The sequence below is a fragment of the Pseudomonas sp. Soil_N_39 genome (assembly GCF_057655955.1).
In genome coordinates this window covers 90,884-113,869 of the sequence record NZ_JBDGLI010000019.1, presented here as the reverse complement: position 1 = coordinate 113,869, position 22,986 = coordinate 90,884, and the positions used below count along the sequence as shown (strand labels likewise).

Below are 22,986 nucleotides of genomic sequence, written 5' to 3'. Positions count from 1 at the left end.
TCGCGATAGCGCCAGATCCGTCAGCATTGATGTTGGCTGACCCACCGCTATCGCGAGCAAGCTCGGCTCCCACAGGAATTTTTGCCAGGCGCAAAGCCTCTGAACGACCCGGTCATTGTGGGAGCGAGCTTGCTCGCGATAGCGCCAGATCCGTCAGCATTGATGTTGGCTGACCCACCGCTATCGCGAGCAAGCTCGGCTCCCACAGGAGTTTTTGCCAGGCGCAAAGCCTCTGAACGCCCCGGTCATTGTGGGAGCTGAGCTTGCTCGCGATAGCGCCAGATCCGTCAGCATTGATGTTGCTGACCCGACGCTATCGCGAGCAAGCTCGGCTCCCACAGGGTGTTCGTCGATCATCTGCGCAGTGCCAAGCAAACCCCGGGAAATCCGGGGTTTGTCGTTTCTGCCAGCCCCGCTATCATTCGCGGCATCTTCCGGGGGATTTAACCGATGCTCAATGGCCTGTGGCTTGGCTTCTTTATCGTGGCAGCCGTGTCGGCGCTGGCGCAGTGGCTGATCGGCGGCAACGCCGGGATTTTCGCGGCCATGGTGGAAAGCATCTTCGCCATGGCCAAGCTGTCAGTGGAGGTGATGGTCCTGCTGTTCGGCACCTTGACCCTGTGGCTGGGCTTTCTGCGCATCGCCGAAAAGGCCGGCATCGTCGACTGGCTGGCCAAGGCCCTCGGCCCGCTGTTCCTGCGCTTGATGCCGGAAGTGCCCGCCGGCCACCCGGCCATTGGCCTGATCACCCTCAACTTCGCTGCCAACGGCCTGGGCCTGGACAACGCGGCCACCCCCATCGGCCTCAAGGCCATGCGCGCCCTGCAAGACCTCAACCCCAGCCCGACCATTGCGAGTAATGCGCAGATCCTGTTTCTGGTACTCAACGCCTCGTCACTGACCCTGCTGCCGGTGACCATCTTCATGTACCGCGCCCAGCAAGGCGCGCCGGACCCAACCCTGGTGTTCCTGCCGATCCTGCTCGCCACCAGCGCCTCGACCCTGATGGGGCTGCTGTCCGTGGCGTTCATGCAGCGTTTGCGCCTGTGGGACCCGGTGGTGCTGGCTTACCTGATTCCGGGCGCGCTGGTGCTGGGCGGTTTCATGGCACTGTTGGCGACGCTCTCGGCCACGGCGCTGGCGGGGCTTTCATCGGTCCTCGGCAACCTGACGCTGTTTGGCCTGATCATGCTGTTCCTGGCGGTGGGGGCACTGCGCAAGGTCAAGGTGTATGAAGCCTTTGTCGAAGGCGCGAAAGAAGGGTTCGACGTGGCCAAGAGCCTGTTGCCGTACCTGGTAGCGATGCTCTGCGCCGTCGGCGTGCTGCGGGCTTCGGGGGCGCTGGATTTCGGCCTGGACGGTATCCGTCATCTGGTGCAGTGGGCCGGCCTGGACACCCGTTTCGTCGATGCCTTGCCGACCGCCATGGTCAAGCCATTCTCCGGCAGCGCCGCCCGGGCCATGCTGATCGAGACCATGAAGACTTCCGGCGTGGACAGCTTCCCGGCCCTGGTGGCGGCGACCATTCAGGGCAGCACCGAGACCACGTTCTACGTGCTGGCGGTCTATTTCGGTGCCGTGGGTATCCAGCGGGCGCGCCATGCCGTGGGCTGCGCGTTGCTGGCGGAGTTGGCGGGGGTCGTGGCGGCGATTGGCGTTTGCTACTGGTTCTTTGGCTGACCTGATTCTCCCCGCGGCCCCTAGGGTTGGGTCGGCGTTGCGAAACGCTGGCCTTGCTCCAATGTCCAGGCCATCACTTCGGCCGTCAGCCGGTCACCGGCCCGGCCAAAACCGTCCACAACCGCCGGCACTTTCACATCGCTCAACGGCTGGCGCACTTCAAAACGGCGACTGGCCAGGATGCGTTGGTCGAACCCGCGCACCAACAGTGCGTCCAGGCGAATCACCACGCTCGCCGCTGTGCCCTGGTATTCGGTCTGGAACGCCTGCAGTTGTCCGCCCAGTTCCAGGTCCGCTTGCAGGTTGCTGTCGGCGACGCTCAACAGCCTGACGCGCCCGTCCTGGGCAAAACCATCGAGCAGGCGGTTGCGCAACAGCACCGGGGCTGGGTCGCTCCAGCGCGAGGCGGCGTAACTGCTGAACAGATTGCCCTGGGGAATCACCGCTATTTTCGGGCTGTTGAGCACCTCGCTGGTCTGGGGGCTGGCCAGTCGCAGCGACCAGCTCACCGGCGTGCCCGCAGATATCGGGGCCTGGGTGGCCGGCAAGCGATACACATCCGAAGGTTCGGCCTTGGGCAAAATCGAGCAACCACCTGCCAGGGCAAATCCTGCCAGCAAGAGAAGAGGGCGGATAAACCGGTTGGACGGCTTCATGGCGTGAACTCCTTGTCCTTGTCATTGCCCAGCAAATAGCCGCTGGGGTTGGCATCCAGGCGCCGGGAGATCCCCCGCAAGGCACTCAGGGTTTCGCGCAGCTCACGCACGGCTGGCGCCAGGGCATTGAGGCCTTGCATGCCGTTATTCAACGAATCGCGGTTGTCGCTCAACAGTTTGTCGAGGGTCGCGGTGCTGCGAGCCAGGGACTGCATGGCCTGGCCGGCGTTGCCGAACGCCTGTTTGCCCTGGTCGTTGAGCAAACCATTGGCGTTGCGCATCAACGCCGTGGTCTGTTCCAGCGCGGCGCTGGCCTGTTTGCCGATGGACGCCAGTTGCTGCATGGCCTGGCGAATATCGCCGCGCTGCTCGGCAATGACCCCAGTGGTTTGCTCCAGATGCTCAAGCGTCTTGCCCAGGCTTTGGACGTTGTCCGAGGAAAACACCTCATTGGCGTTGTGCAGCAACAGGTTGATGCTGGTCATCAAGTCATCGCTGTTGTTGAGCAGGCGGGCGATGGGCGAGGGTGCGGCGATGATCACCGGCGGTTCACCGTCGTGCCCTGTCAGCGCCGGGCTCTGGGGCGTGCCGCCACTGAGCTGGATAATCGAGGTGCCGGTGATGCCGGTCAATGCCAGCTTGGCCTGGGTGTCTTGCTTGACCGGTGTTTCCCCGCTCAAGCGCACCTGTGCCAACACCCGGCGCGGGTCGTTCGGGTCCAGGCGCAGATTGACGACGTCGCCGACCTTGATCCCGCTGTACTCCACCGAGCTGCCCCGGGACAGCCCGCTGACCGCCTCGTTGAACACCACTTCGTAATACTTGAATTCACTGTCCACGTTGGACTTGGCCAGCCACAGGCCAAACAGCAGGGCGCCGGCCACCACAATGACGGTGAACAGGCCGATCAACACATGATGGGCTCGGGTTTCCATGTCAAACCTCGTTGGATGATGTAGCGGTCGATAACGCCGCGCGGCCGCGAGGGCCATGGAAGTATTCGTGAATCCAGGCATCGTCGGTTTCCGACACCTTGTCGATGACATCGGCCACCAGTACTTTTTTCTGCGCCAGTACCGCCACCCGATCGGTGATGGTGTAGAGGGTGTCCAGGTCGTGGGTGACCAGGAACACGCTCAAGCCCAAGGCATCGCGCAGTGTCAGGATCAGCTGGTCGAACGCCGCCGCACCGATGGGATCGAGGCCGGCGGTGGGTTCGTCGAGAAACAGGATGTCCGGGTCCAGGGCCAGCGCACGGGCCAGGGCGGCGCGCTTGATCATGCCGCCGGACAGTGAGGCGGGGTATTTGTCGGCGGCCGAGAGTGGCAGCCCGGCCAGCGCCAGTTTCACCGCCGCCAAGTGCTCGGCGTCGGCCCGGCTGAGCCCGGCGTGTTCGATCAGTGGCAGGGCGACGTTTTCTGTCACGGTCAGTGACGAAAACAGCGCGCCTTTCTGGAACAACACGCCAAAGCGCCGTTCCACCCGCGAACGTTGTTCCGGGGGCAGGCTCGGCAAGTCCTCGCCGAACACCCGCACAGCACCCTCGCTGGGCCGATTCAGGCCGACGATGCTGCGCAGCAGCACCGATTTGCCGCTGCCGGAGCCGCCGACCACGGCGAGAATCTCGCCCTTGTACACATCCAGATCGAGGTTTTCATGCACGCTCTGGCGGCCAAAGCGATTGCACAGGCCCCGCACCTGAATCACCGCCTCGGTGGGCGGCCGTAAGGGTTGGCTCACCAGTTCATCTCCATGAAAAACAGCGCGGCCACGGCATCGAGCACAATCACCACGAAAATCGACTGCACCACGCTGGAGGTGGTGTGAGCTCCGACCGATTCGGCACTGCCACTGACCTTGAAACCTTCCAGGCAGCCCACGGCAGCGATCAGGAAGGCAAAGATCGGCGCCTTGACCATCCCCACCACGAAATGCTGCACGCCGATGTCTGACTGCAACAGCGTCAGGAACATGGCCGGTGAAATACCCAGCGACAAAGCGCAGACCACACCCCCACCAATAATCCCGGAGAGCATGGCCAGGAAGGTCAGCATCGGCAGCGCCACCAACAGCGCCAGCACCCGTGGAATCACCAGCAACTCGACCGGATCGAGGCCAAGGGTGCGGATCGCGTCGATTTCTTCATTGGCCTTCATCGAGCCGATCTGCGCGGTGAACGCGCTGGCGGTGCGGCCCGCCATGAGGATGGCCGTGAGCAAAACGCCGAATTCGCGCAGGAACGAGAACGCCACCAGGTCCACGGTAAAGATGCTGGCGCCAAAATCGGCCAGCACCGTCGCGCCGAGGAACGCCACCACCGCGCCTACCAGGAACGTCAGCAGGGCGACGATGGGGGCCGCGTCCAGGCCGGTCTGTTCGATATGAACGACCATCGCTGTCATGCGCCAGCGCTTGGGGCGAAACAGGTTGCGGGCCAGGGTTTCCAGGATCAGGCCGACAAAACCCAGCAGTTGCAGGGTGTCTTGCCAGACTTTGTCCACGGCGCGGCCGATACGCGTCAGCAACTGGGTCATCACGCTGACCTGCGGCTCTTTCACCGGCACACAGAAGTCCGTCAGCGAGCAGTAGACCGTCTGCAACAGCGCTCGCTCGGCGGCCGGCAAGCTGCAATCGGGGTGCTCGGCGGTCTTGCCCAGCCGTTCCGACCCCAGCAGTTCCACCAGCAACGAAGCCCCGGCGGTGTCGAGGGCGCCGAGGCTGTTGAGGTCGATCAGGGTGTTTTCGTCGTATTGGCCGCGCAAGGATTCGCTCACGCGCTTGAGCTGCGCGTAATGGGCCAGCGTCCAGTCGCCGCCGACCCAGAGCTTCGCCGCAGAGCCTGACGTGTCCAGCCGGGCAGTGCCAGTGTGGGATCCGGGGGTCATATGCTCCATGCTCGTTCGACTTGAACAGCGCTACCTAATAGCACGACCACCGTTATTTTGCCTCGGGTACGGCAGCGTTCACCTCGAAACGCAGCACGCCGATCAACTGGCCGTTTTCCGTGAGCACCCGCACCTGCCATTTGCCTGTCGGGTCGTCCGGGAAGTTCTGCTTGTGGGTCCAGGCGCGATAGCCTTCCTTGCGCCCGCCGTGGATGTCCAGGGCGATGCGGTCGACTTCTTTGCCGTTGAACTGCCAGACGTGATAAATCCGCTCGTCGAGCCCTCGCGGCGCGTTGATGGCCGTGTAGGCATACAGGCCATTGCCGCGGATCTGCGCCGCGCTGACCTGCTTGAGACTGGCACCCGGCGTGCGGTCCTCCACTTGGGTGCTGATCGCCACTTCGGTCATCCACAGCGTGGCCGGCGGCACCCAGGAGCGCAGCACCCAGCCGGCGGCGCCAATCCCCACGGTGATGCAGAGGATCGCCACGGCGTTGCGCACGGTGCGGATCGGGAAGATCGAGGCCAGGCTGGGAAACGACAGCAGCATGGCGATGCCCAGCGCCAACTTGAAGCTCTGGTCGGTGGTCAGGTGCAGGATCACCGGCAACGCGGTGAGCAGGGCGGCGAACAGCGTCAGCGTGTGCAACGCCAGAAACGCCCAGCGCCGGGGCGCCAGCCATTTGTAGTACAGCGGGTCGATGATCGAGATCAGCGCCGCGATGGTCAGCAAACCGGTGAAAAGCAGCTGGCTGCTGTTCCAAGTGGTGGTGATGAAGAAAAACGGCAGGACGAAAAACAGGCTTTCCTGGTGAATCATCTGCGTGGCGTAGCGCAACAGTGGCTGGGGGATTTCCCGTTTGAAAATCCGCGTGAACAGCCGGGTCATGCTGTTTTCGACCATCAGCCAGAGCCAGCTCACCAGCATCATGATGGCGATCCAGGTCGCCAAGCCCTGCTGGCGGTCCACCAGCATGAAACTGCCGACCCCGGAGATGAAACCGCCGAGCGCAATGACCCCTGGATAGCGCTTCATCAATTCAAGGATGCGCTGGATATAGACCGTCAGGTTTTGCATTCGGTGGTTTCACAGTAAGTCGTAGGAAATATCCCTGACAGAGTATCGCCAAGGAATCGATGTGACGAGTGCTCTTGTGGCAAGTGGGATTTGCTGTGGGAGCAAAGCTTGCTCGCGAAACAGACGCCTCGGTTTCGGAAAGACCGCGTCGCTTCCATCGCGGGCAAGCCTTGCTCCCACACAGCAGACAGATGCCCTCGCCACAAATGTGGGCCGCCACGAGATCATTCTTCGTTCGTTCGGGCCCGCCGGCGCACTTGCCACACCACCAACCCGAGCAACAGCAACCCCAGCACAGCACCCAGTCCCCAAACGAGCTCATCGTCACTGAGCAACGGCTTCTCGATGCGCAGGTAACCCGGGTCCTTGAGCAGCTCGCGCAGGGCCATGTTGGCCTGTTCCAGGCTCACCTCCTGCAGGCGCACGGCCGGGTTGGCGAAGCGCCCGTCTTCATAGTCGCCCAAGGCTCCCCAGTAGTAATCGGCCAGTGCGCTGTTACCTTGAACCGCCCAGGACTGGTGGGCGATGGCCGCGCGTTTGATGCGCACGAAACTGGCGGGGTCCAGGCCATCCTTGAGCAAGGTCTTGCGCAGTTCTTCGAGCGCCTGTTCGGCTTCGGGCAAGTCTTCGCGGGACAGGTCGGCGTTCAGGCTGAAGAAGCCGACGCCGCCGAACACTTCGCGCTCGGTCCACGGCCCGTAGGACAGGCCGCGGGCCAGGCGCAGCTGGCGATAAAGCGCCCAATCCAGGTAATCCTTGAGCAGGTCGAAGGTTTCGTCATGCTGCTCGTCCAACACCGGTTCCGGGAACAACCAGTGAAGCTTGGCGCTGTCGCCAGCCAAGCCACGGATCAAGTTACGCTTGGTGACCGCCTTGTAGCGGATCTGCGGCAGCGCCTCGTGAGCGCTGGGCTCCACCGGCTCGAGTTCGCCGAAGGCGCGTTCCAGGTAGGCAGGCAGCAGTCGGTCGAGGTCGCCGACCACGATCAGCGTCATGTTGTTCGGCGCATACCAGGCTTTGCGCACTTGTTCGAGGCGGGCGAGGGTATGGCGCTGGACCTCGGCCCGTTCCGCGCAGCGCAGGCCCAACTCAACCGCCAACTGGTTGCTGGCCTTGTGGCCCAGGTCTTGGTGATCGAGCCAGCGTTGCAAGTGGGTGTAGTGGCCGCCGTCCTCGCGTTCCACCACCCGTTTGGCCGCCTCCAGGGCTTTTTCATCGATGCGGGTGCGGGTCAACAGCGCCAGCAGCAGGTCCAGCACCTTGCGCTGATTGCGCGCCGGCGCCTCAATGACGAACGTGGTGTCCGCGTTGCTGGTGAAGGCATTCCACTCGCCACCCAAGGCCTGCATGCGCTCTTCCAGCCCACCTTCACCACTCTCGTCGACGCCGCTGAACAGCAGGTGTTCGAGCAGGTGCGGCAGTTCCTTGTCGGCGCAACTGAAGTCGTCCAGGCCCACACCGACCACCAGCCGGATCGCCACATGCCCGCGCTCGGTGCCGGGTTTGAGCATCAGCTGCAGGCCGTTGGGCAGCGTATAGCCTTCGACCTGGAACCGGTCCAGGGCAACCACGGGCAGTGAACCGAGCAAAAGAAAGGCGAGCAACAGACAACGCATAAGGGCTTCCTGGCGGCTGAGTGGCGGTCCATGGTGCCGGGCAGGCCGTCATCGGCGGAGCATCGCCCGGAGTCGGCTCGCTCCCCCTATCGAATCTATGCGGTGTTCATGACAACGGGAGCAGGCGGGCCGGTGAACGGTTTCAGGCCCGAGCCTTTGTTAATGACTGACCAATGCGCCAGTCGTTCACGGCGAATGGGTTATGTCGGAAATTTCATCGACCGCCAGCGCACCGATCTCGGCCGTCTCCAGCACCACATAGGCGCTGCCGCAAAACAGCGAATTGAGGCGTCTCATGTCGGCGATCAGCTCCAGGTGCAGGGAACTGGTCTCCAGGCTTTGTACGACTTTGCGTTGCAAACGGCTGACATGGGCGTGGGCCATACGCCGTTCCTGCGCCCGAAAGCGCCGTTTCTCACGCAGCAACTGGCGGGCGCTTTCCCGGTCGGCGCTGAGGAATACCGACAACCCCAGCCGCAGGTTGGCGATCAAGTGGCTGTGCAGCCCCGCCAATTCCTCCAGGCCCACATCGGAAAAGGAACGGCGTTGCGAAGTCTTCTGCTGCTGGACCTTGCGCAACATGCGCTCGATAAGGTCGCTGGCCAGCTTGAGGTTGATCGCCAGTTCGATGATCTCCGCCCAGCGGCGGCTGTCCTGTTCGCTGAGGTCTTCCCGGGGCATTTGCGCCATGTGCAACTTGATGGCACTGCACAGGGCTTCGACGTCATCACTCATGCGCCGTACGTCCTGGGTCACCGCCGTTTGCGCACCGCGCAGCACGTCCAGCATGGCTTCGAGCATGTTTTCGATCAGGTCGCCAATGCGCAAGGTTTCCCGGGCCGCGTTCGCCAACGCCAGGCTCGGGGTAGCGAGGGCCGTGGGGTCCAGGTGGCGGGGCTTGGCCGTGCCGTTGGTTTCGGGCCGCTCCGGCAGCAGCCAGGCACAGAGCCTGGCCATCGGGCCGACGCTGGGCAGCAGCACCAGGCACCGCACGGTGTTGTAGAGCAGATGAAAACCGATCACCGTTTCCTGGGGGCTGAAATCCAGGCTGTCCAGCCAGTTCACCAAAGGATCGAGCACCGGAATGATCAACAACAGCCCGATCAGCTTGTAGAGCAGACTCCCCAGCGCCACCTGGCGCCCGGCGGTGTTCTGCATGCTGGTGCTGAGGAACGCCAGAATGCCGCTGCCGATGTTGGCGCCGATCACCAGGCCGATGGCCACCGGCAGGCTGATCACCGCGGCGCCGACGAGGGTCGCGGTCAGCAGCACGGCGGCCAGGCTGGAATAGGAGATCATCGCGAACAGCGCGCCGACCAATGCATCGAGCAGGATGTCGCCGGTCAGCGAGGCGAAGATCACTTTCACGCCTTGGGCATGGGTGATGGGCGCGGCGGCCTCGACGATCAATTGCAGGGCCAGGATGATCAGGCCCAGGCCGATGCCGACCCGGCCCATTTGCCCGACGCGGGTCTGTTTACGCGAGAGGAAAAAAATCACCCCGAGGAAAATCAGCAGCGGCGACAGCCACGACAGGTCGAGGGTCAGCACCCGGGCCATCAGCGCGGTGCCGACATCGGCGCCGAGCATGGTCGCCAGGGCCGGGGTCAGCGCCATCAGGCCCTGGCCGACGAACGAGGTGACGAGCATGGCCGTGGCATTGCTGCTCTGGACCATGGCCGTGACCATGATCCCTGCGATAAACGCCAGCCAGCGCCGGGACATGTTCTGGCCAATGACATGGCGCAGGTTCGAGCCATAGACCCGCAAGATGCCGGTACGCACGATATGCGTGCCCCAGATCAGCAGGGCCACGGCGGAGAGCAAATTCAGCAGGGTCAGCATGAAAGGCCCCCTGTTAGCGTCCCAAAGGAACAAATTGACGATGCCACATTCTTCGTTCTTGTACTTAAGCTGTAGTTGGCGAACGGTTCGGGCGCCAGCATTGCACAGCTAAAGAATCGTTTGAAACAAAACCGTCATAAAAACCGCTTCATCGAAAACCCCAGAACCCTGTGGGAGCGAGCTTGCTCGCGATAGCGGCCTGACAGTCAAGGAAGATGTTGGATGTCATGGCCTCATCGCGAGCAAGCTCGCTCCCACAGGTTTTGCATCTGGTTGCTTTCCGGAGGGCATGAAAAAAGGGGCTCCATGAGCCCCTTCATTCATCGCCTATACCGTCACTGACCCGGCATGTCCTTGCGCAGTTTCACCGGATCCTGCTGCTTGCGCTTGCGCGCCATGGCTGTGCGCATCTTGATGTTGAACGCTTCGACCGCCAGGGAGAACGCCATGGCGAAGTACACGTAGCCTTTTGGCACGTGCACGTCCAGAGACTCGGCGATCAGCACGGTACCGACCACCAGCAGGAACGACAGCGCCAGCATCTTCAGCGACGGGTGCTTGTCGATGAATGCACTGATGGTACCCGCCGCCAGCATCATCACCAGCACCGCCACGATAATCGCTGCGACCATTACCGGTACATGGGAAACCATGCCCACGGCGGTGATGACCGAGTCCAAGGAGAACACGATGTCGATGATCGCGATCTGGACGATGGTGTAGATAAAGCTGCCGCCCTTGCCCGTAGGCGTCTCGCCGGTTTCGTCTTCGCCTTCCAGCGCGTGGTACATCTCCTGGGAGCTTTTCCACAGCAGGAACAGGCCACCGAAGAACAGGATCAGGTCACGACCGGAGATGCCTTGGCCGAACACTTCGAACAAATCGGCCGTCAGGCGCATGACCCAGGTGATGGACAGCAGCAACAGGATCCGCGTGACCATGGCCAACGCCAGGCCGAAGATCCGGGTACGCGCCTGCATGTGCTTGGGCATGCGGCTGACCAGGATCGAGATCATGATGATGTTGTCGATGCCCAGGACGATTTCCAGGGCGGTCAGGGTAAAGAAGGCAACCCAGATTTCCGGGTTGGTCAGCCATTCCATGTGAGTTCCTTTGAGCGAGTGTTAGGCCGTGCCGCGCCTTTGTCAGACGGGCACGGCGCAGCGAGCGTTGCTTTTATAGAGTGCTGAACAGCGGAAAAATCCCCATCAGCAAGGCGGCGAACATTATGCACAGGCAAACCAGTACTGCCCACTTCAGGGTGAAGCGCTGGTGATCGCCGAACTCGATCCCGGCCAAGGCTACCAGCAGGTAGGTCGACGGAACCAGTGGGCTCAACAGGTGGACAGGCTGGCCGACGATGGAGGCACGGGCCATTTCAACGGCGGTGATGCCGTAATGGCTGGCTGCTTCGGCGAGAACCGGTAACACCCCGTAATAAAATGCATCGTTAGACATGAAGAAGGTGAACGGCATGCTTACCAGCGCGGTGATGACCGCCAGGTAAGGACCGAGGAACTCTGGAATGACCGCCAACAGGCTCTTGGACATGGCGTCGACCATGCCGGTGCCGGACAGGATGCCGGTGAAGATACCCGCTGCGAAAATCAGCCCGACCACCGCCAACACACTGCCGGCGTGCGCCGCGACGCGGTCTTTCTGCTGTTGCAGGCACGGGTAGTTGACGATCATCGCGATGCTGAAGGCCACCATGAACAGCACCGGCAACGGCAACAGGCCGGCGATCAGGGTGCACATCAGGGCCAGGGTCAGGGCGCCGTTGAACCAGATCAGCTTCGGACGACGGGCATCCGGGAACTGGGAAACGCTGATTTCGCTGTGGTCGATTTCATCACCTGCCAGGTGCAATTCACCCAAGCGTGCGCGCTCGCGTTTGCCATACATGTAGGAGATTGCCAGGATCGCCACGACACCGGCCAGCATCGCCGGAATCATCGGCACGAAGATGTCGGACGGATCCACATGCAGCGCACTGGCCGCCCGGGCCGTCGGGCCGCCCCATGGGGTCATGTTCATCACGCCGCCGGCGAGGATGATCAGGCCCGCCATGATGCGTGGGCTCATGCCGATGCGGCTGTAGAGCGGCAGCATCGCGGCCACGCAGATCATGTAAGTGGTCGCGCCGTCACCATCGAGGGAAACGACGAGCGCCAGAACGGCGGTACCGACCGAAACTTTCAACGGGTCGCCCTTGACCAGCTTGAGGATCTTGCGCACGGCCGGGTCGAACAGGCCGGAGTCGATCATCAGGGCAAAATACAGAATCGCAAACATCAGCATCACCCCGGTCGGGGCGAGCTTGGTGATGCCTTCAAGCATCATCGGGCCGATTTTCGGCGCGAAGCCACCGAACAGGGCGAACAGGATCGGGATGATGATGAGGGCGATCAGCGCGGACAGGCGCTTGGTCATGATCAGGAACATGAACGTGATGACCATGGCGAAGCCAAGGAAAGTCAGCATGGGAAATACTCCAGGCGTAGCGCGGCTATGAAATGCGAACCGGACAGGTCAGCGCGAAATGCAAAGCACGAGGGGAGCGGATGGAGTGGGTACTGCGGGACGGGTAGCAGCGGACATCAGAAATCACCATTGTTGTTGTTAAAAGGGCCGAACGAGCTTTGAAACTCGCTTTTGGCCGACCGGTCTGTTGCCGGAAGTGAGGTGATCCTAATCGCGCTAGCTTTCAGCAAGCTTTCGTTGCAGACAATGGAGTTTTCTGTGGGGGCGAGGTTTACCTGTGGGAGCAAAGCTTGCTCGCGATGAAGTTGACGCATTCCCGCTTGAGAGCTGCGGCGTTTTTATCGCGAGCAAGCTTTGCTCCCACAGAAAGTCGGTGCGCCACCGGTCAATCAAAATACCGAAAGATTCAACGGCCGCACCGCGCCCATCCAGATCGCATGGTCGGTGTGGTCCACCAGGTCATCGCCGGTCTCCGGGTGCAGGAAAATCACCAAGCCCTTGCGATTGAGCGCCAGCCACGGCAGGACCACGCCGATGTACTGCGGATCGAACGCCAGCTGACAACTCCAATCCGGGTGCGGGCCGACTGGGCGCTGATGGACGCGGCCCATTTTCAGTGGAAACAGTTGCGCCGCTTCCTCGCAAAGGGCTCGCGCCTGGTCGAGGGTGGTGGCGTCGAAATACACGTGGGCGTGGTAGCCCTTGATCCGCTGCATCTGTCACTCCTTGAAAAGAGGCCGAACCCTCGCCGTTTGCCGCGGGTCAGAGCCTTTACATGCCGGACAAAGAGGAAAGCAGCCATGAAAAACGCCGAAACCCCGGTCATCAAAGTGGTGCTCTATGGTGCCATGAGCAGCCTCGGCAGTGCGTTGATGGCTGAAATGCTAAGGCGCCAGCATGAGGTCATCGCCATTCTCGACGATCTTACCGCCCTGGCTCCACGCCCGGGCCTGCGGACCAAGACCGGCGATCTGTTCGACCCGGAGCGGGTCAAGCAAAGCGTCGCCGGCGCCAACGCCGTGGTGTGTCTGTTGAACGCGTCGGGGTTGCCGATGAACAGCGAACACGTGGAGCGCACCTTGATTCCCGGCCCGGTGGAGCAAGTCCTGGCGGTGGATGCGCTGATCGCCGGCATGCAGGCGGTGAACATTGCCCGGCTATTCCTGGTGGGTGACTTTGCGGTGCTCGACGAAGAACCGGCCGACGACGATTTGCAGCGCCATGCCGCCGAAGAAGTGCTCGATGCCCTGAAAAACAGCACGTTGCAATGGACCTTGATCAACGCACCCTATGCGGCGCCTGGCCTGGGCATCGAACATTTCAGCCAGGTCAGTACCAGCCTCGAACCCGGCATGGCCGAATCCCTGGAACGGCTTAACCGCGTGGCGGTCGGCATCGCCGATGAGCTGCGCCTGAACCTGCATGTGGGCGAACACGTCTGCTTCGTGGCCGCCACAGAGCGGTGATAACCGTGGCGAGGGAGCTTGCTCCCGCTGGGCTGCGAAGCAGCCCCAAAAAGACGATGACCCACTCAAGCCTCGCCCTGTACTCAAACAGCAATCGACGGCAACGGCAGCCCCGTGAGCGATTCGGCACTGTTGGCCTGTTCTTCCATCAGCCAATCGACGAATTGCCTGATCAACACCCCGCGCCGTTTACGCTGGGGCAAGACCACGTAATACCCCAGCCGCGACAGCACCGTTTCAGCGATCGGACGGCACAGCAGCCCCTGGGCCAATAAGTTATCCACAAGGTGTCGCCAGCCGATGGCGACGCCTTGGCCGCCAATCGCTGCTTGGATGAGCAACGTGTAGTTGTCGAAGCGCAATTGCCCGGGGGCTGGCGGCGAGGTGATGCCCAGCTCGCGGAATACGCCGCTCCAGTCGAACCAGCTGTTGCTGTTACCCGCGCGCAGGTGCAGCAACGGAAATTCCGCCAAGTCCTGGGCGGGCAAGGGCAGGGGACGTTCCTTGAGTAGCAGTGGGCTGCACACCGGAAAGACTTCTTCGCTGAACAGCCAGCGACTTTCGCCTTGTTTGAAGCGACCATCGCCGAACAGTACGGCAACGTCGATATCGGTGCGCAGCATGTTGTGGTTACGTTCGCTGGTCACCAGGCTCACGTCCACCTGCGGGTTGGCGGCGTGAAAGCGATGCAGGCGCGGCATCAGCCAGTAGGCGGCGAAGGCGAAGTCCGTGGCGACCTGCAGCACCTCGTGCTGGTGCTGGGCGGTGATCGCGCTGAGCCCGGCATCGATGCTCTGCAAGCCGGCCTGTACCTGTTCGAACAGGATCGTCCCGGCCTCGGTCAGTTCGATGCCACGGTAGATCCGGTCAAACAACCGCGTACCCAGTTGTTCTTCCAGGCGCTTGATCTGCTGGCTGATGGCCGGTTGTGTGGTGCCCAGTTCAATCGCCGCCGCCGTAAAGCTCTGTTGGCGGGCTGCGGCTTCAAAGGCACGGAACAGTTCCAGGGACAGGTTACCCAGGGCGTCATACATAAGCTGTGCTTATCCTAGTCATTATCCTGCATGGGCTTTACCCCAAAACCCGGGGGCTACATGCTCAATCGCAGCAATGTCGCATAACTGCCTACTATGGAATGCCGCGAATACATGAAGCGCAAGAACATTCTTTTCATCATGGCCGATCAAATGGCCGCGCCAATGTTGCCGATCTACGGTCCTTCGCCGATCAAGCTGCCGAACCTGTCGCGCCTGGCGGCTGAGGGCGTGGTGTTCGACGCCGCCTATTGCAACAGCCCGCTGTGCGCGCCGTCGCGGTTCACTCTGGTAAGCGGCCAGTTACCGAGCAAGATCGGTGCGTACGACAACGCGGCGGACTTTCCCGCAGACGTGCCGACCTATGCCCATTACCTGCGCCGCCTCGGCTACCGCACGGCGTTGTCCGGCAAGATGCACTTTTGCGGCCCCGACCAACTGCACGGCTACGAGGAGCGCCTGACCAGCGACATCTATCCTGCCGACTACGGCTGGGCGGTGAATTGGGATGAGCCGGACGTGCGGCCGAGCTGGTACCACAACATGTCGTCGGTGTTGCAGGCCGGCCCTTGCGTGCGCACCAACCAGTTGGATTTCGATGAAGAAGTGGTGTTCAAGGCCCAGCAGTACTTGTTCGATCACATCCGCGAGGAGGGTGACCAGCCGTTTTGCCTCACCGTATCGATGACTCACCCACACGACCCGTACGCGATTCCCAAGGCGTTTTGGGATTTGTATGACGACAACGACATCCCGTTGCCACAGACCCCGGCGCAAACGGACCTCGATCCCCATTCCCAGCGGCTGCTGAAGGTTTATGACCTGTGGGACAAGCCACTGCCTGTGGATAAGATTCGGGATGCTCGCCGCGCCTATTTTGGCGCGTGCAGCTACATTGACAGCAACGTCGGTAAGCTACTGCAAACCCTGGAAGACACCGGTCTGCTGGACGACACGATCATCGTGTTCTCCGGCGATCACGGGGACATGCTCGGCGAAAAGGGCCTCTGGTACAAAATGCACTGGTTCGAAATGGCCGCCCGCGTACCGTTGCTGATCAGTGCGCCGGGGCAGTTCGCCAGCGGCCGGGTGGGCGCAGCCGTGTCCACCGCAGACTTGCTGCCGACCCTGGTGGAACTGGCCGGTGGCACGCTGGAACCGGGCTTGCCGCTGGATGGCCGCTCGCTGGTGCCGCATCTGCAAGGGCAGGGCGGACATGACGAGGTCTTCGGTGAATACATGGCCGAAGGCACCATCAGCCCGTTGATGATGATCCGTCGTGGCCCGTGGAAATTCATCTACAGCGAAGATGACCCGTGCCTGCTGTTCGACGTACGCAACGACCCCAAGGAATTGGAAGATCTCAGCCAATCCCCTGAGCATCAAACCCTATTCGCCGATTTTCTCGCCGAAGCTCGCGCCAAGTGGGATATTCCGGCGATTCACCAACAGGTGCTCGCCAGCCAGCGTCGCCGTCGTTTCGTCGCCCAGGCGCTGACCCTGGGCAAACTCAAGAGCTGGGACCACCAGCCGCTGGTGGACGCCAGCCAGCAGTACATGCGTAACCACATCGACCTCGACGATCTGGAGCGCAAGGCCCGTTATCCACAACCCTGCCAAAACCAATAACGTAAGGGGCACGCACATGCAAAAGTTATCCACAGTACTGACCGCTGGACTGTTGGCGTTGAGCAGTGTTTCGGCCTGGGCCGAGCAAAGCTGCGAGACCGTGAAGATGGCCGATCCGGGCTGGAGCGATATCGCCGCGACCAACGCCATCACCGGTTTCCTGCTGGACGGGATGGGCTACAAAGCCAAGGTCGACACCCTCGCGGTGCCGATCACCTTCGGTGGCCTCAAGGACGGCCAGGTGGATGTGTTCCTGGGTAACTGGATGCCGGCGCAGCAGGGCTTCTATGACAAGTTCGTGGCCAATGGCGACGTCACGCAACTGGCCAAGAACCTGGACGGCACCGAGTTCACCCTGGCGGTCCCGGACTACGTCTGGGACGCCGGTGTGCATAACTTTGCCGACCTGAACAAATTCGCCGACAAGTTCGACAAGAAGATCTACGGCATCGGCTCCGGCGCCCCGGCCAACCTTTCCTTGAAAGAAATCATCAAGACCAACGACTTCGGCATGGGCGAGTGGAAACTGGTGGAGTCCAGCGAGCAGGCGATGCTGGCGGAAGTCTCCCGGGCGGTGAAAAAACAGAAATTCGTGACCTTCCTCGGCTGGACCCCGCATCCGATGAACGTGCAGTTGAAAATGCACTACCTCAAGGGCGGCGAGAAATACTTCGGCGACACCGGCAGCGTCTACACCCTGACCCGCAAAGGTTATGCACAGGCCTGCCCGAACGTCGGCAAGCTGCTGACCAACCTGAGTTTCACCCAGGAGATGGAAAACAGCATCATGGCTGAGGTGGTGAACAACAAAGTCAGCAACGCCGATGCGGCCAAGGCCTGGATCAAGGCCAACCCGGCGGTGCTGGATAAGTGGTTGGACGGTGTGAAAACCCTGGATGGCAAGGATGCGTTGGCGGCGGTGAAGGCCAAGCTCTGACGGCGGAGCACTGTCGCAAGGGGATTATTGTGGGAGCAAGGCTTGCCCGCGATGAAGACGACTCGGTCTTTCAGAGACCGAGGTGCCTGTTTCGCGAGCAAGCTTTGCTCCCACATATATCCCCTCGCCACAGGGAGAATGGTGCCTTGTCCTGATACCCTTGCTCGCAAACCCCATCCTTGAGGCCCCATGGCAATCCCCACGCGCCATTCACTCTTTCCGTTCCTGAGCTGGCTGCCCCGGCAGACCCGCGCCAGTGTCGGCCGCGACCTGATCGTCGGCCTGAGCGGCGCGATTCTCGCGTTGCCGCAGTCCATTGCCTACGCCTTGATTGCCGGTTTACCCCCCGAATACGGCTTGTACGCGGCGATCGTGCCAGTGCTGATCGCCTGCCTGTGGGGGTCGTCGTGGCACCTGATCTGCGGCCCCACGGCGGCGATTTCCATCGTCCTGTACGCCACCGTCAGTCCGCTGGCCGTGCCTGCCAGCCAGGACTACATCACCTTGATCCTGCTGCTGACGGTGCTGGCGGGTATTTTCCAATGGCTGCTGGGGTTGCTGCGTTTCGGTGCGCTGGTGAATTTCGTTTCCCACTCGGTGGTGCTGGGGTTCACCCTGGGCGCGGCGGTGGTCATTGCCCTGGGGCAGTTGCCGAACCTGCTGGGCCTCGACCTGGCGAACGAAGCCACGGCGCTGAGGGGCCTGCTGATGCTGGTCGATCACATCGGGGCTGTGGATAAGCCCTCGCTGTTGCTGGGGGTGGGCACGCTGCTCCTGGGCATTGTGCTCAAGCGCTTGCTGCCGCGCTGGCCGAGCCTGTTGATAACTTTAGTCATCAGCAGCCTGGTGGTCTGGTTGTGGCCGGCGATGTTCGGGCATGTGGCGCTGGTCAGCGCCTTTGCCGGGCGCCTGCCGCCGCTCACGCCGCTGCCGCTGGACCTGGAGCTGATCCTGCGCCTGCTGCCCGGGGCCGTCGCGGTGGGCATGCTCGGGCTGGTCACCAGCCTGTCCATCGCCCGTTCGTTGTCGGTACGGTCCGGGCAACTGCTCGATGCGAATCAGGAGGTGAGGGCGCAGGGGCTTTCCAACATCGTGGGCGGATTTTTCGCCGGATCATTGTCGGCCGGTTCCTTTACCCGTTCCGGCCTCAGCTATGAAGCCGGGGCCTGCTCGCCCCTGGCCGGGGTGTTCTCGGCCTTGTGGGTGGCGTTGTTTGCGGTCGCCGGGGCGAAACTGATCGCACACATCCCGATTCCGGCCATGGCCGGCAGCATCCTGCTGATCGCCTGGGGGCTGGTGGACCACCGCGGTATCCGGGCGTTGTTCCGCGTGAGTCGCGCCGAATTCATGGTGATGAGCCTGACCTGCCTGGCTACGTTGCTGCTGGAGCTGCAAACCGCCATCTACGCCGGCGTGCTGGCTTCGCTGTTCTTCTACCTCAAGCGCACCTCGCAGCCGCGGGTGCAGCATTTTCGCGAAGGGGAGGCGGAGATCCTGCGGGTGGGCGGTTCGATCTTTTTCGGCGCCAGCCATTACCTGCAAGTACGCCTGCAACGGTTGCAGGCGCAGCGGGTGGTCATCGATGCCCAGCAGATCAACTTCATCGATTATTCCGGGGTGGAAATGCTCCACCAGGAAGCCCGGCGCCTACGCAGCCAGGGACGTAGCCTGACCTTGCGCATGGCCCGGCCCCAGGTGGTGGAGGAGTTGTTGAAGCTGGAGGGGGCGCAGAAGTGCCCGATCCATTTCGAGGACTGAAGAAATCGCAGAGAGCTTAAGGCTCACACATACACCTGTGGCGAGGGGATTTATCCCCGCTGGGGCGCGCAGCGGCCCCGTCTTTTGGGACTGCTTCGCAGTGCAGCGGGGATAAATCCCCTCGCCACAACAGCTTGAAGCCTAGAGCGCCAGTTGGCGGCGCAACTCGGCCAGCACCGGCGCGGTGTCCGGGCGTACCCCGCGCCACAGGTAGAACGCTTCCCCCGCCTGTTCGGCGAGCATGCCCAGGCCATCCATCGCTACTGCCGCGCCGTGTTCCTTGGCCCAACGGCAGAATGACGTCGGTTCCTTGCCATACATCATGTCGTAGCAGACCGTCTTGCCGTGCTCGATCAAGCTGGCGGCAATCGGCGGTACATCCCCCGACAGGCTTGCGGAGGTCGCGTTGATAATCAGGTCCACCGGCTCTTGCAGCCAATCGAACCCGCTGGCCGAGACCGGGCCCAGGTCGGCGAACAACTCGGCCAGCAATTCGGCTTTTTCCACCGTGCGGTTGGCGATGATCACCGAGGCCGGCGCTTCGGCCAGCAGCGGTTCCAGGGCACCGCGCACCGCGCCGCCGGCCCCGAGCAACAGGATGCGCTTGCCCTGGAGGCTGAAGCCGGCGTTGACGGTCAGGTCCCGGACCAGTCCGGCGCCGTCGGTGTTGTCACCCAACAGGCGCCCGTCGGCCAGTTTGCTCAATGTATTGACCGCCCCGGCTCGCTGGGCCCGCTCGGTCAGGCTGTCGGCCAGCCGGAAGGCGTCTTCCTTGAACGGCACCGTGACATTTGCCCCACGACCCTCGCGGAAAAATTCTCGGGCGCAACCCGCGAAATCCTCCAGGGGCGCCAGCAGCGTGCTGTAGTCCAGGGTTTGCCCGGTCTGCTCGGCAAACAGGCGATGGATCAACGGCGACTTGCTGTGGCCGATCGGGTTACCCATTACAACGTAGCGGTCCATGGATAATCCCCGTTCAGGCCGTCGCCAGCCAATCGCGATCCTGCAGGAAATACTCGGTCAGCCGCGCCTCTTCGCTGCCCGGTTCGGCTTTCCAGTCGTAGCCCCAGCGCACTTGCGGTGGCAGGGACATCAGGATCGATTCAGTCCGTCCGCCCGATTGCAGGCCGAACAGCGTGCCACGGTCGTAGACCAGGTTGAACTCCACGTAGCGCCCACGGCGGAACTCCTGGAACTCCCGCTGTTTGGCGGTGAACGCGTTGTGCTTGCGGCGGCGCACGATCGGCAGGTACGCCTCGATATAGGCGTCGCCAATGGCGCGGATGAAGGCGAAGCAGGTGTCGAAATCCCACTCATTCAGGTCGTCGAAAAACAGGCCGCCGATACCCCGGGGCTCGTTGCGATGCTTGAGGTGGAAGTAGCTGTCGCACCAAGCCTTGTAGCGCGGATACACCTCGGGGCCGAACGGCGCGCAGGCTTGCTCGGCGACGCGGTGCCAATGCACGCAATCTTCCTCCACGCCGTAGTAAGGCGTCAGGTCGAAGCCACCACCGAACCACCAGACCGGCTCTTCACCTTCCTTCTCGGCGATGAAGAAACGCACGTTGGCGTGGGAGGTCGGTACGTGGGGGTTGTGCGGGTGGATCACCAGCGACACGCCCAAGGCTTCGAAGCCACGACCGGCCAGTTCTGGCCGATGGGCGCTGGCCGAGGGTGGGAGACCGCTGCCGAAGACGTGGGAAAAGTTGACGCCGCCCTTTTCGATCACCGTGCCGTTTTCGATCACCCGCGTGCGACCGCCACCACCGGCCGGCCGGGTCCAGGCATCTTCGACGAAGCGCGTGCCACCGTCCTCGGTTTCCAGGACGGCGCAGATACGGTCTTGCAGGTCGAGCAGGTAGGCTTTCACGGCCTCGGTGCGAGTGGACATGACATCACCTTGATCAGGGCTACGCTAAGCGGCGTATAGCGGGCCGGTGGCAAATGGGCGCACAGGATACCACCGCACTTGCCCACGCCACAGTTGACGACGGTCAAGCTTAGGAGTCCGATAGCAGGCTTGGTAAAAAGTCCTGCGACAAGGAGAAAGTGAAGATGGCCAAACGTATCCAGTTCAGTTCCCACGGTGGTCCCGAAGTGCTTGAGTATGTGGGTTATCAGCCTGCCGAGCCGGGCCCGCAGCAGGTGCGCGTCAGCAACAAGGCGATCGGCCTGAACTTCATCGACACCTACTACCGCAGCGGTCTGTATCCGCCACCGACGCTGCCTTCGGGCCTGGGCGCCGAGGGCGCGGGCGTGGTCGAGGCCATCGGTTCGGGCGTCACGCGGTTCAAGGTCGGCGACCGGGTGGCGTACGGCAGCGGCCCGCTGGGGGCCTACAGCGATGTGCATGTGTTGCCCGAAGCCAACCTGGTGCACCTGCCCGAATCCATCAGTTTCGAACAGGCCGCCGGCGTGATGCTCAAAGGCCTGACCGTGCAATACCTGTTGCGCCAGACCTATGAACTCAAGGGCGGCGAAACCATCCTGTTCCACGCCGCCGCCGGTGGCGTGGGCTCCTTGGCCTGCCAGTGGGCCAAGGCCTTGGGCGTGAAGCTGATCGGCACCGTCAGTTCGCCGGAAAAAGCCGCCATCGCCAAATCCCACGGCGCCTGGGAAACCATCGACTACAGCAAGGAAAACGTCCCGCAGCGCGTGCTGGAATTGACTGACGGCAAGAAGGTGCCCGTGGTGTACGACGGGGTTGGCAAGGACACCTGGTTGACCTCCCTGGACAGCGTCGCCCCCCGTGGCCTGGTGGTGAGCTTCGGCAATGCCTCGGGTGCGGTGGACGGTGTGAACCTGGGGATTCTCTCGGCCAAGGGCTCGCTGTACGTCACCCGCCCGACCTTGGCGACTTACGCCAACAATGCGGAAAACCTGCAGCGCATGGCCGATGAACTGTTCGGGATGATCGCCAGCGGCAAGATCACGGTGGACATCAACCAGCGTTATCCACTGGCGGAAGCGGCCAAGGCCCAGGCCGAACTGTCGGCGCGGCGCACGACCGGTTCGACCATTCTTCTGCCTTGATTTAGAGCTCGCTGAAGAACCTGTCGTGTTCATAAATACTGTGTGCAACACAAAACCTTGTGGGAGCGGGCTTGCTCGCGAAAACGGTGGGTCAGCTTGCATCAATGTTGAATGTGCCGACGCCTTCGCGAGCAAGCCCGCTCCCACACTCGGATCAGTGGTGAGTTCGATTTCCCTGGCCACCGCAAATCCCCTGTGGGAGCGAGCTTGCTCGCGATAGCGGTGTGTCAGTCAACATCAATCCTGGGCTGATCTGACGCTATCGCGAGCAAGCTCGCTCCCACAGTGGTTTTGTGCAAGATGCAGAATGTGTGTTCGGAATCAGTCCGGCCGTACTACTTTCCCACTCGCCAGGTCACGAATCACGCTGGGGTTCTTGCGCCCGCCCAGGTTGCCGCCCAGCACCAGGTCGATCTGCCCGCGGAAATACTGCTCGACGCGAATCCGCGTGCGCGCCGCCGGGCGTCCTTGGGGGTTGGCCGAGGTGGACACCAGTGGCCCGACCAACGAGCACAAGTCGCGCACGGTGGGATGATCGCTGACCCGCAGGGCAACGGTGTCGTGCACGCCGGTGATCCATTCCGGCAGCAGGTTCTGGTGCGGGACCAACCAGGTATTGGGCCCCGGCCAGGTGCTGGCCATGCGGTCCATCCAGGTTTCGGGGAAGTCTTCGAACAGAAAGTCGAACTGGTGGATGTTGTCAGCCACCAGGATCAGGCCTTTGTCGGGCAGCCGCGACTTGATCGCCAGCAGGCGTTCCACCGCCTCCTCGTTCCACGGGTCACAACCCAGGCCCCAGACCGCTTCGGTTGGATAGGCAATCACCGCCCCGGCGCGAATTTCTCGCGCGGCTTGTTGCACACGCCAACTGTTGACCATGAACGA

At 62.3% G+C, this 22,986-nt stretch carries 20 protein-coding genes; 6 read left to right on the top strand and 14 right to left on the bottom strand.

Annotated elements, in window-relative coordinates; translation table 11 throughout:
• Positions 1–450 precede the first annotated feature (450 nt).
• Positions 451–1,680 (top strand): nucleoside recognition domain-containing protein, encoded by a 1,230-nt coding sequence (locus AC3A5O_RS23955; RefSeq protein WP_487753817.1) that lies wholly within the window; start codon positions 451–453, stop codon positions 1,678–1,680.
• Between the two features lie 20 nt (positions 1,681–1,700).
• On the opposite strand, the gene AC3A5O_RS23950 is transcribed toward AC3A5O_RS23955, so the two are convergent.
• From AC3A5O_RS23950 to AC3A5O_RS23905, 10 genes are all read right to left on the bottom strand, one after another.
• Positions 1,701–2,336 carry an ABC-type transport auxiliary lipoprotein family protein gene (locus AC3A5O_RS23950; protein ID WP_487753816.1) on the bottom strand — a complete coding sequence of 212 codons (636 nt, stop codon included), beginning with the start codon at positions 2,334–2,336 and terminating at the stop codon, positions 1,701–1,703.
• Complete coding sequence (locus tag AC3A5O_RS23945; RefSeq protein ID WP_122567724.1) at positions 2,333–3,271, bottom strand: MlaD family protein; 939 nt, start codon at positions 3,269–3,271, stop codon at positions 2,333–2,335. Before AC3A5O_RS23945 ends, AC3A5O_RS23950 begins: the two co-directional genes overlap by 4 nt.
• Position 3,272: 1 nt before the next feature.
• Positions 3,273–4,076, bottom strand: coding sequence for an ABC transporter ATP-binding protein (locus tag AC3A5O_RS23940; RefSeq protein WP_122567725.1), 804 nt, complete (start codon positions 4,074–4,076; stop codon positions 3,273–3,275).
• Entirely contained in the window at positions 4,073–5,221 is a 1,149-nt protein-coding gene (locus AC3A5O_RS23935) for an MlaE family ABC transporter permease (protein WP_122567726.1), read from the bottom strand. The genes AC3A5O_RS23940 and AC3A5O_RS23935 overlap by 4 nt, the downstream gene beginning before the upstream one ends.
• A gap of 52 nt (positions 5,222–5,273) precedes the next feature.
• The gene (locus AC3A5O_RS23930) at positions 5,274–6,299 is read right to left on the bottom strand and encodes a DUF5924 family protein (RefSeq protein ID WP_122567727.1); all 1,026 of its coding nucleotides are present in this window, start codon (positions 6,297–6,299) and stop codon (positions 5,274–5,276) included.
• Positions 6,300–6,523: 224 nt separating this feature from the next.
• Positions 6,524–7,915: a M16 family metallopeptidase gene (locus AC3A5O_RS23925; RefSeq protein ID WP_305491423.1), complete on the bottom strand. Its 1,392-nt coding sequence runs from the start codon at positions 7,913–7,915 to the stop codon at positions 6,524–6,526.
• A gap of 186 nt (positions 7,916–8,101) precedes the next feature.
• Positions 8,102–9,760, bottom strand: coding sequence for a Na/Pi cotransporter family protein (locus AC3A5O_RS23920; protein ID WP_487753815.1), 1,659 nt, complete (start codon positions 9,758–9,760; stop codon positions 8,102–8,104).
• A gap of 335 nt (positions 9,761–10,095) precedes the next feature.
• Positions 10,096–10,863 carry a TerC family protein gene (locus AC3A5O_RS23915; RefSeq protein WP_122567730.1) on the bottom strand — a complete coding sequence of 256 codons (768 nt, stop codon included), beginning with the start codon at positions 10,861–10,863 and terminating at the stop codon, positions 10,096–10,098.
• A gap of 73 nt (positions 10,864–10,936) precedes the next feature.
• Entirely contained in the window at positions 10,937–12,244 is a 1,308-nt protein-coding gene (locus AC3A5O_RS23910) for a CitMHS family transporter (RefSeq protein ID WP_060739862.1), read from the bottom strand.
• A gap of 389 nt (positions 12,245–12,633) precedes the next feature.
• Entirely contained in the window at positions 12,634–12,960 is a 327-nt protein-coding gene (locus AC3A5O_RS23905; RefSeq protein WP_487753814.1) for a DOPA 4,5-dioxygenase family protein, read from the bottom strand.
• An 84-nt stretch (positions 12,961–13,044) separates the two neighbouring features.
• Here AC3A5O_RS23905 and AC3A5O_RS23900 point away from each other — a divergent pair, with 84 nt between their 5' ends.
• Positions 13,045–13,710, top strand: coding sequence for an NAD(P)-dependent oxidoreductase (locus AC3A5O_RS23900; RefSeq protein WP_487753813.1), 666 nt, complete (start codon positions 13,045–13,047; stop codon positions 13,708–13,710).
• Positions 13,711–13,793: 83 nt separating this feature from the next.
• Here the strand turns inward: AC3A5O_RS23900 and AC3A5O_RS23895 are convergent, their stop codons facing one another.
• The gene (locus AC3A5O_RS23895; protein ID WP_305469001.1) at positions 13,794–14,744 is read right to left on the bottom strand and encodes a choline sulfate utilization transcriptional regulator; all 951 of its coding nucleotides are present in this window, start codon (positions 14,742–14,744) and stop codon (positions 13,794–13,796) included.
• Positions 14,745–14,858: 114 nt separating this feature from the next.
• On the opposite strand from AC3A5O_RS23895, the gene betC reads away from it, so the two are divergent.
• The 3 genes from betC to AC3A5O_RS23880 all read left to right on the top strand — a co-directional run bounded on the left by betC (position 14,859) and on the right by AC3A5O_RS23880 (position 19,068).
• Positions 14,859–16,373 (top strand): choline-sulfatase, encoded by a 1,515-nt coding sequence (betC, locus tag AC3A5O_RS23890; protein ID WP_487753812.1) that lies wholly within the window; start codon positions 14,859–14,861, stop codon positions 16,371–16,373.
• Between the two features lie 16 nt (positions 16,374–16,389).
• Positions 16,390–17,310: a choline ABC transporter substrate-binding protein gene (choX, locus tag AC3A5O_RS23885; protein WP_014335844.1), complete on the top strand. Its 921-nt coding sequence runs from the start codon at positions 16,390–16,392 to the stop codon at positions 17,308–17,310.
• A gap of 189 nt (positions 17,311–17,499) precedes the next feature.
• Complete coding sequence (locus tag AC3A5O_RS23880) at positions 17,500–19,068, top strand: SulP family inorganic anion transporter (RefSeq protein ID WP_305469003.1); 1,569 nt, start codon at positions 17,500–17,502, stop codon at positions 19,066–19,068.
• A gap of 141 nt (positions 19,069–19,209) precedes the next feature.
• Here the strand turns inward: AC3A5O_RS23880 and aroE are convergent, their stop codons facing one another.
• Both aroE and hemF read right to left on the bottom strand, forming a co-directional pair.
• Positions 19,210–20,031, bottom strand: coding sequence for a shikimate dehydrogenase (gene aroE / locus AC3A5O_RS23875; protein ID WP_305469004.1), 822 nt, complete (start codon positions 20,029–20,031; stop codon positions 19,210–19,212).
• Between the two features lie 13 nt (positions 20,032–20,044).
• Entirely contained in the window at positions 20,045–20,959 is a 915-nt protein-coding gene (gene hemF / locus AC3A5O_RS23870; protein WP_122567737.1) for an oxygen-dependent coproporphyrinogen oxidase, read from the bottom strand.
• A 164-nt stretch (positions 20,960–21,123) separates the two neighbouring features.
• Here hemF and AC3A5O_RS23865 point away from each other — a divergent pair, with 164 nt between their 5' ends.
• Positions 21,124–22,101, top strand: coding sequence for an NADPH:quinone reductase (locus AC3A5O_RS23865; RefSeq protein WP_305469007.1), 978 nt, complete (start codon positions 21,124–21,126; stop codon positions 22,099–22,101).
• A gap of 321 nt (positions 22,102–22,422) precedes the next feature.
• Here the strand turns inward: AC3A5O_RS23865 and tsaC are convergent, their stop codons facing one another.
• Positions 22,423–22,980, bottom strand: coding sequence for an L-threonylcarbamoyladenylate synthase type 1 TsaC (tsaC, locus tag AC3A5O_RS23860; protein ID WP_092205588.1), 558 nt, complete (start codon positions 22,978–22,980; stop codon positions 22,423–22,425).
• Positions 22,981–22,986 lie beyond the last annotated feature (6 nt).

Bases quoted from the DNA above. Each gene is read 5' to 3' on its own strand.
- AC3A5O_RS23955 (WP_487753817.1), top strand. From the start codon at position 451: ATGCTCAATGGCCTGTGGCTTGGCTTCTTTATCGTGGCAGCCGTGTCG.
- AC3A5O_RS23950 (WP_487753816.1), bottom strand. From the start codon at position 2,336: ATGAAGCCGTCCAACCGGTTTATCCGCCCTCTTCTCTTGCTGGCAGGA.
- AC3A5O_RS23945 (WP_122567724.1), bottom strand. From the start codon at position 3,271: ATGGAAACCCGAGCCCATCATGTGTTGATCGGCCTGTTCACCGTCATT.
- AC3A5O_RS23935 (WP_122567726.1), bottom strand. From the start codon at position 5,221: ATGACCCCCGGATCCCACACTGGCACTGCCCGGCTGGACACGTCAGGC.
- AC3A5O_RS23930 (WP_122567727.1), bottom strand. From the start codon at position 6,299: ATGCAAAACCTGACGGTCTATATCCAGCGCATCCTTGAATTGATGAAG.
- AC3A5O_RS23925 (WP_305491423.1), bottom strand. From the start codon at position 7,915: ATGCGTTGTCTGTTGCTCGCCTTTCTTTTGCTCGGTTCACTGCCCGTG.
- AC3A5O_RS23920 (WP_487753815.1), bottom strand. From the start codon at position 9,760: ATGCTGACCCTGCTGAATTTGCTCTCCGCCGTGGCCCTGCTGATCTGG.
- AC3A5O_RS23915 (WP_122567730.1), bottom strand. From the start codon at position 10,863: ATGGAATGGCTGACCAACCCGGAAATCTGGGTTGCCTTCTTTACCCTG.
- AC3A5O_RS23910 (WP_060739862.1), bottom strand. From the start codon at position 12,244: ATGCTGACTTTCCTTGGCTTCGCCATGGTCATCACGTTCATGTTCCTG.
- AC3A5O_RS23905 (WP_487753814.1), bottom strand. From the start codon at position 12,960: ATGCAGCGGATCAAGGGCTACCACGCCCACGTGTATTTCGACGCCACC.
- AC3A5O_RS23900 (WP_487753813.1), top strand. From the start codon at position 13,045: ATGAAAAACGCCGAAACCCCGGTCATCAAAGTGGTGCTCTATGGTGCC.
- AC3A5O_RS23895 (WP_305469001.1), bottom strand. From the start codon at position 14,744: ATGTATGACGCCCTGGGTAACCTGTCCCTGGAACTGTTCCGTGCCTTT.
- betC (WP_487753812.1), top strand. From the start codon at position 14,859: ATGAAGCGCAAGAACATTCTTTTCATCATGGCCGATCAAATGGCCGCG.
- choX (WP_014335844.1), top strand. From the start codon at position 16,390: ATGCAAAAGTTATCCACAGTACTGACCGCTGGACTGTTGGCGTTGAGC.
- AC3A5O_RS23880 (WP_305469003.1), top strand. From the start codon at position 17,500: ATGGCAATCCCCACGCGCCATTCACTCTTTCCGTTCCTGAGCTGGCTG.
- aroE (WP_305469004.1), bottom strand. From the start codon at position 20,031: ATGGACCGCTACGTTGTAATGGGTAACCCGATCGGCCACAGCAAGTCG.
- hemF (WP_122567737.1), bottom strand. From the start codon at position 20,959: ATGTCCACTCGCACCGAGGCCGTGAAAGCCTACCTGCTCGACCTGCAA.
- AC3A5O_RS23865 (WP_305469007.1), top strand. From the start codon at position 21,124: ATGGCCAAACGTATCCAGTTCAGTTCCCACGGTGGTCCCGAAGTGCTT.
- tsaC (WP_092205588.1), bottom strand. From the start codon at position 22,980: ATGGTCAACAGTTGGCGTGTGCAACAAGCCGCGCGAGAAATTCGCGCC.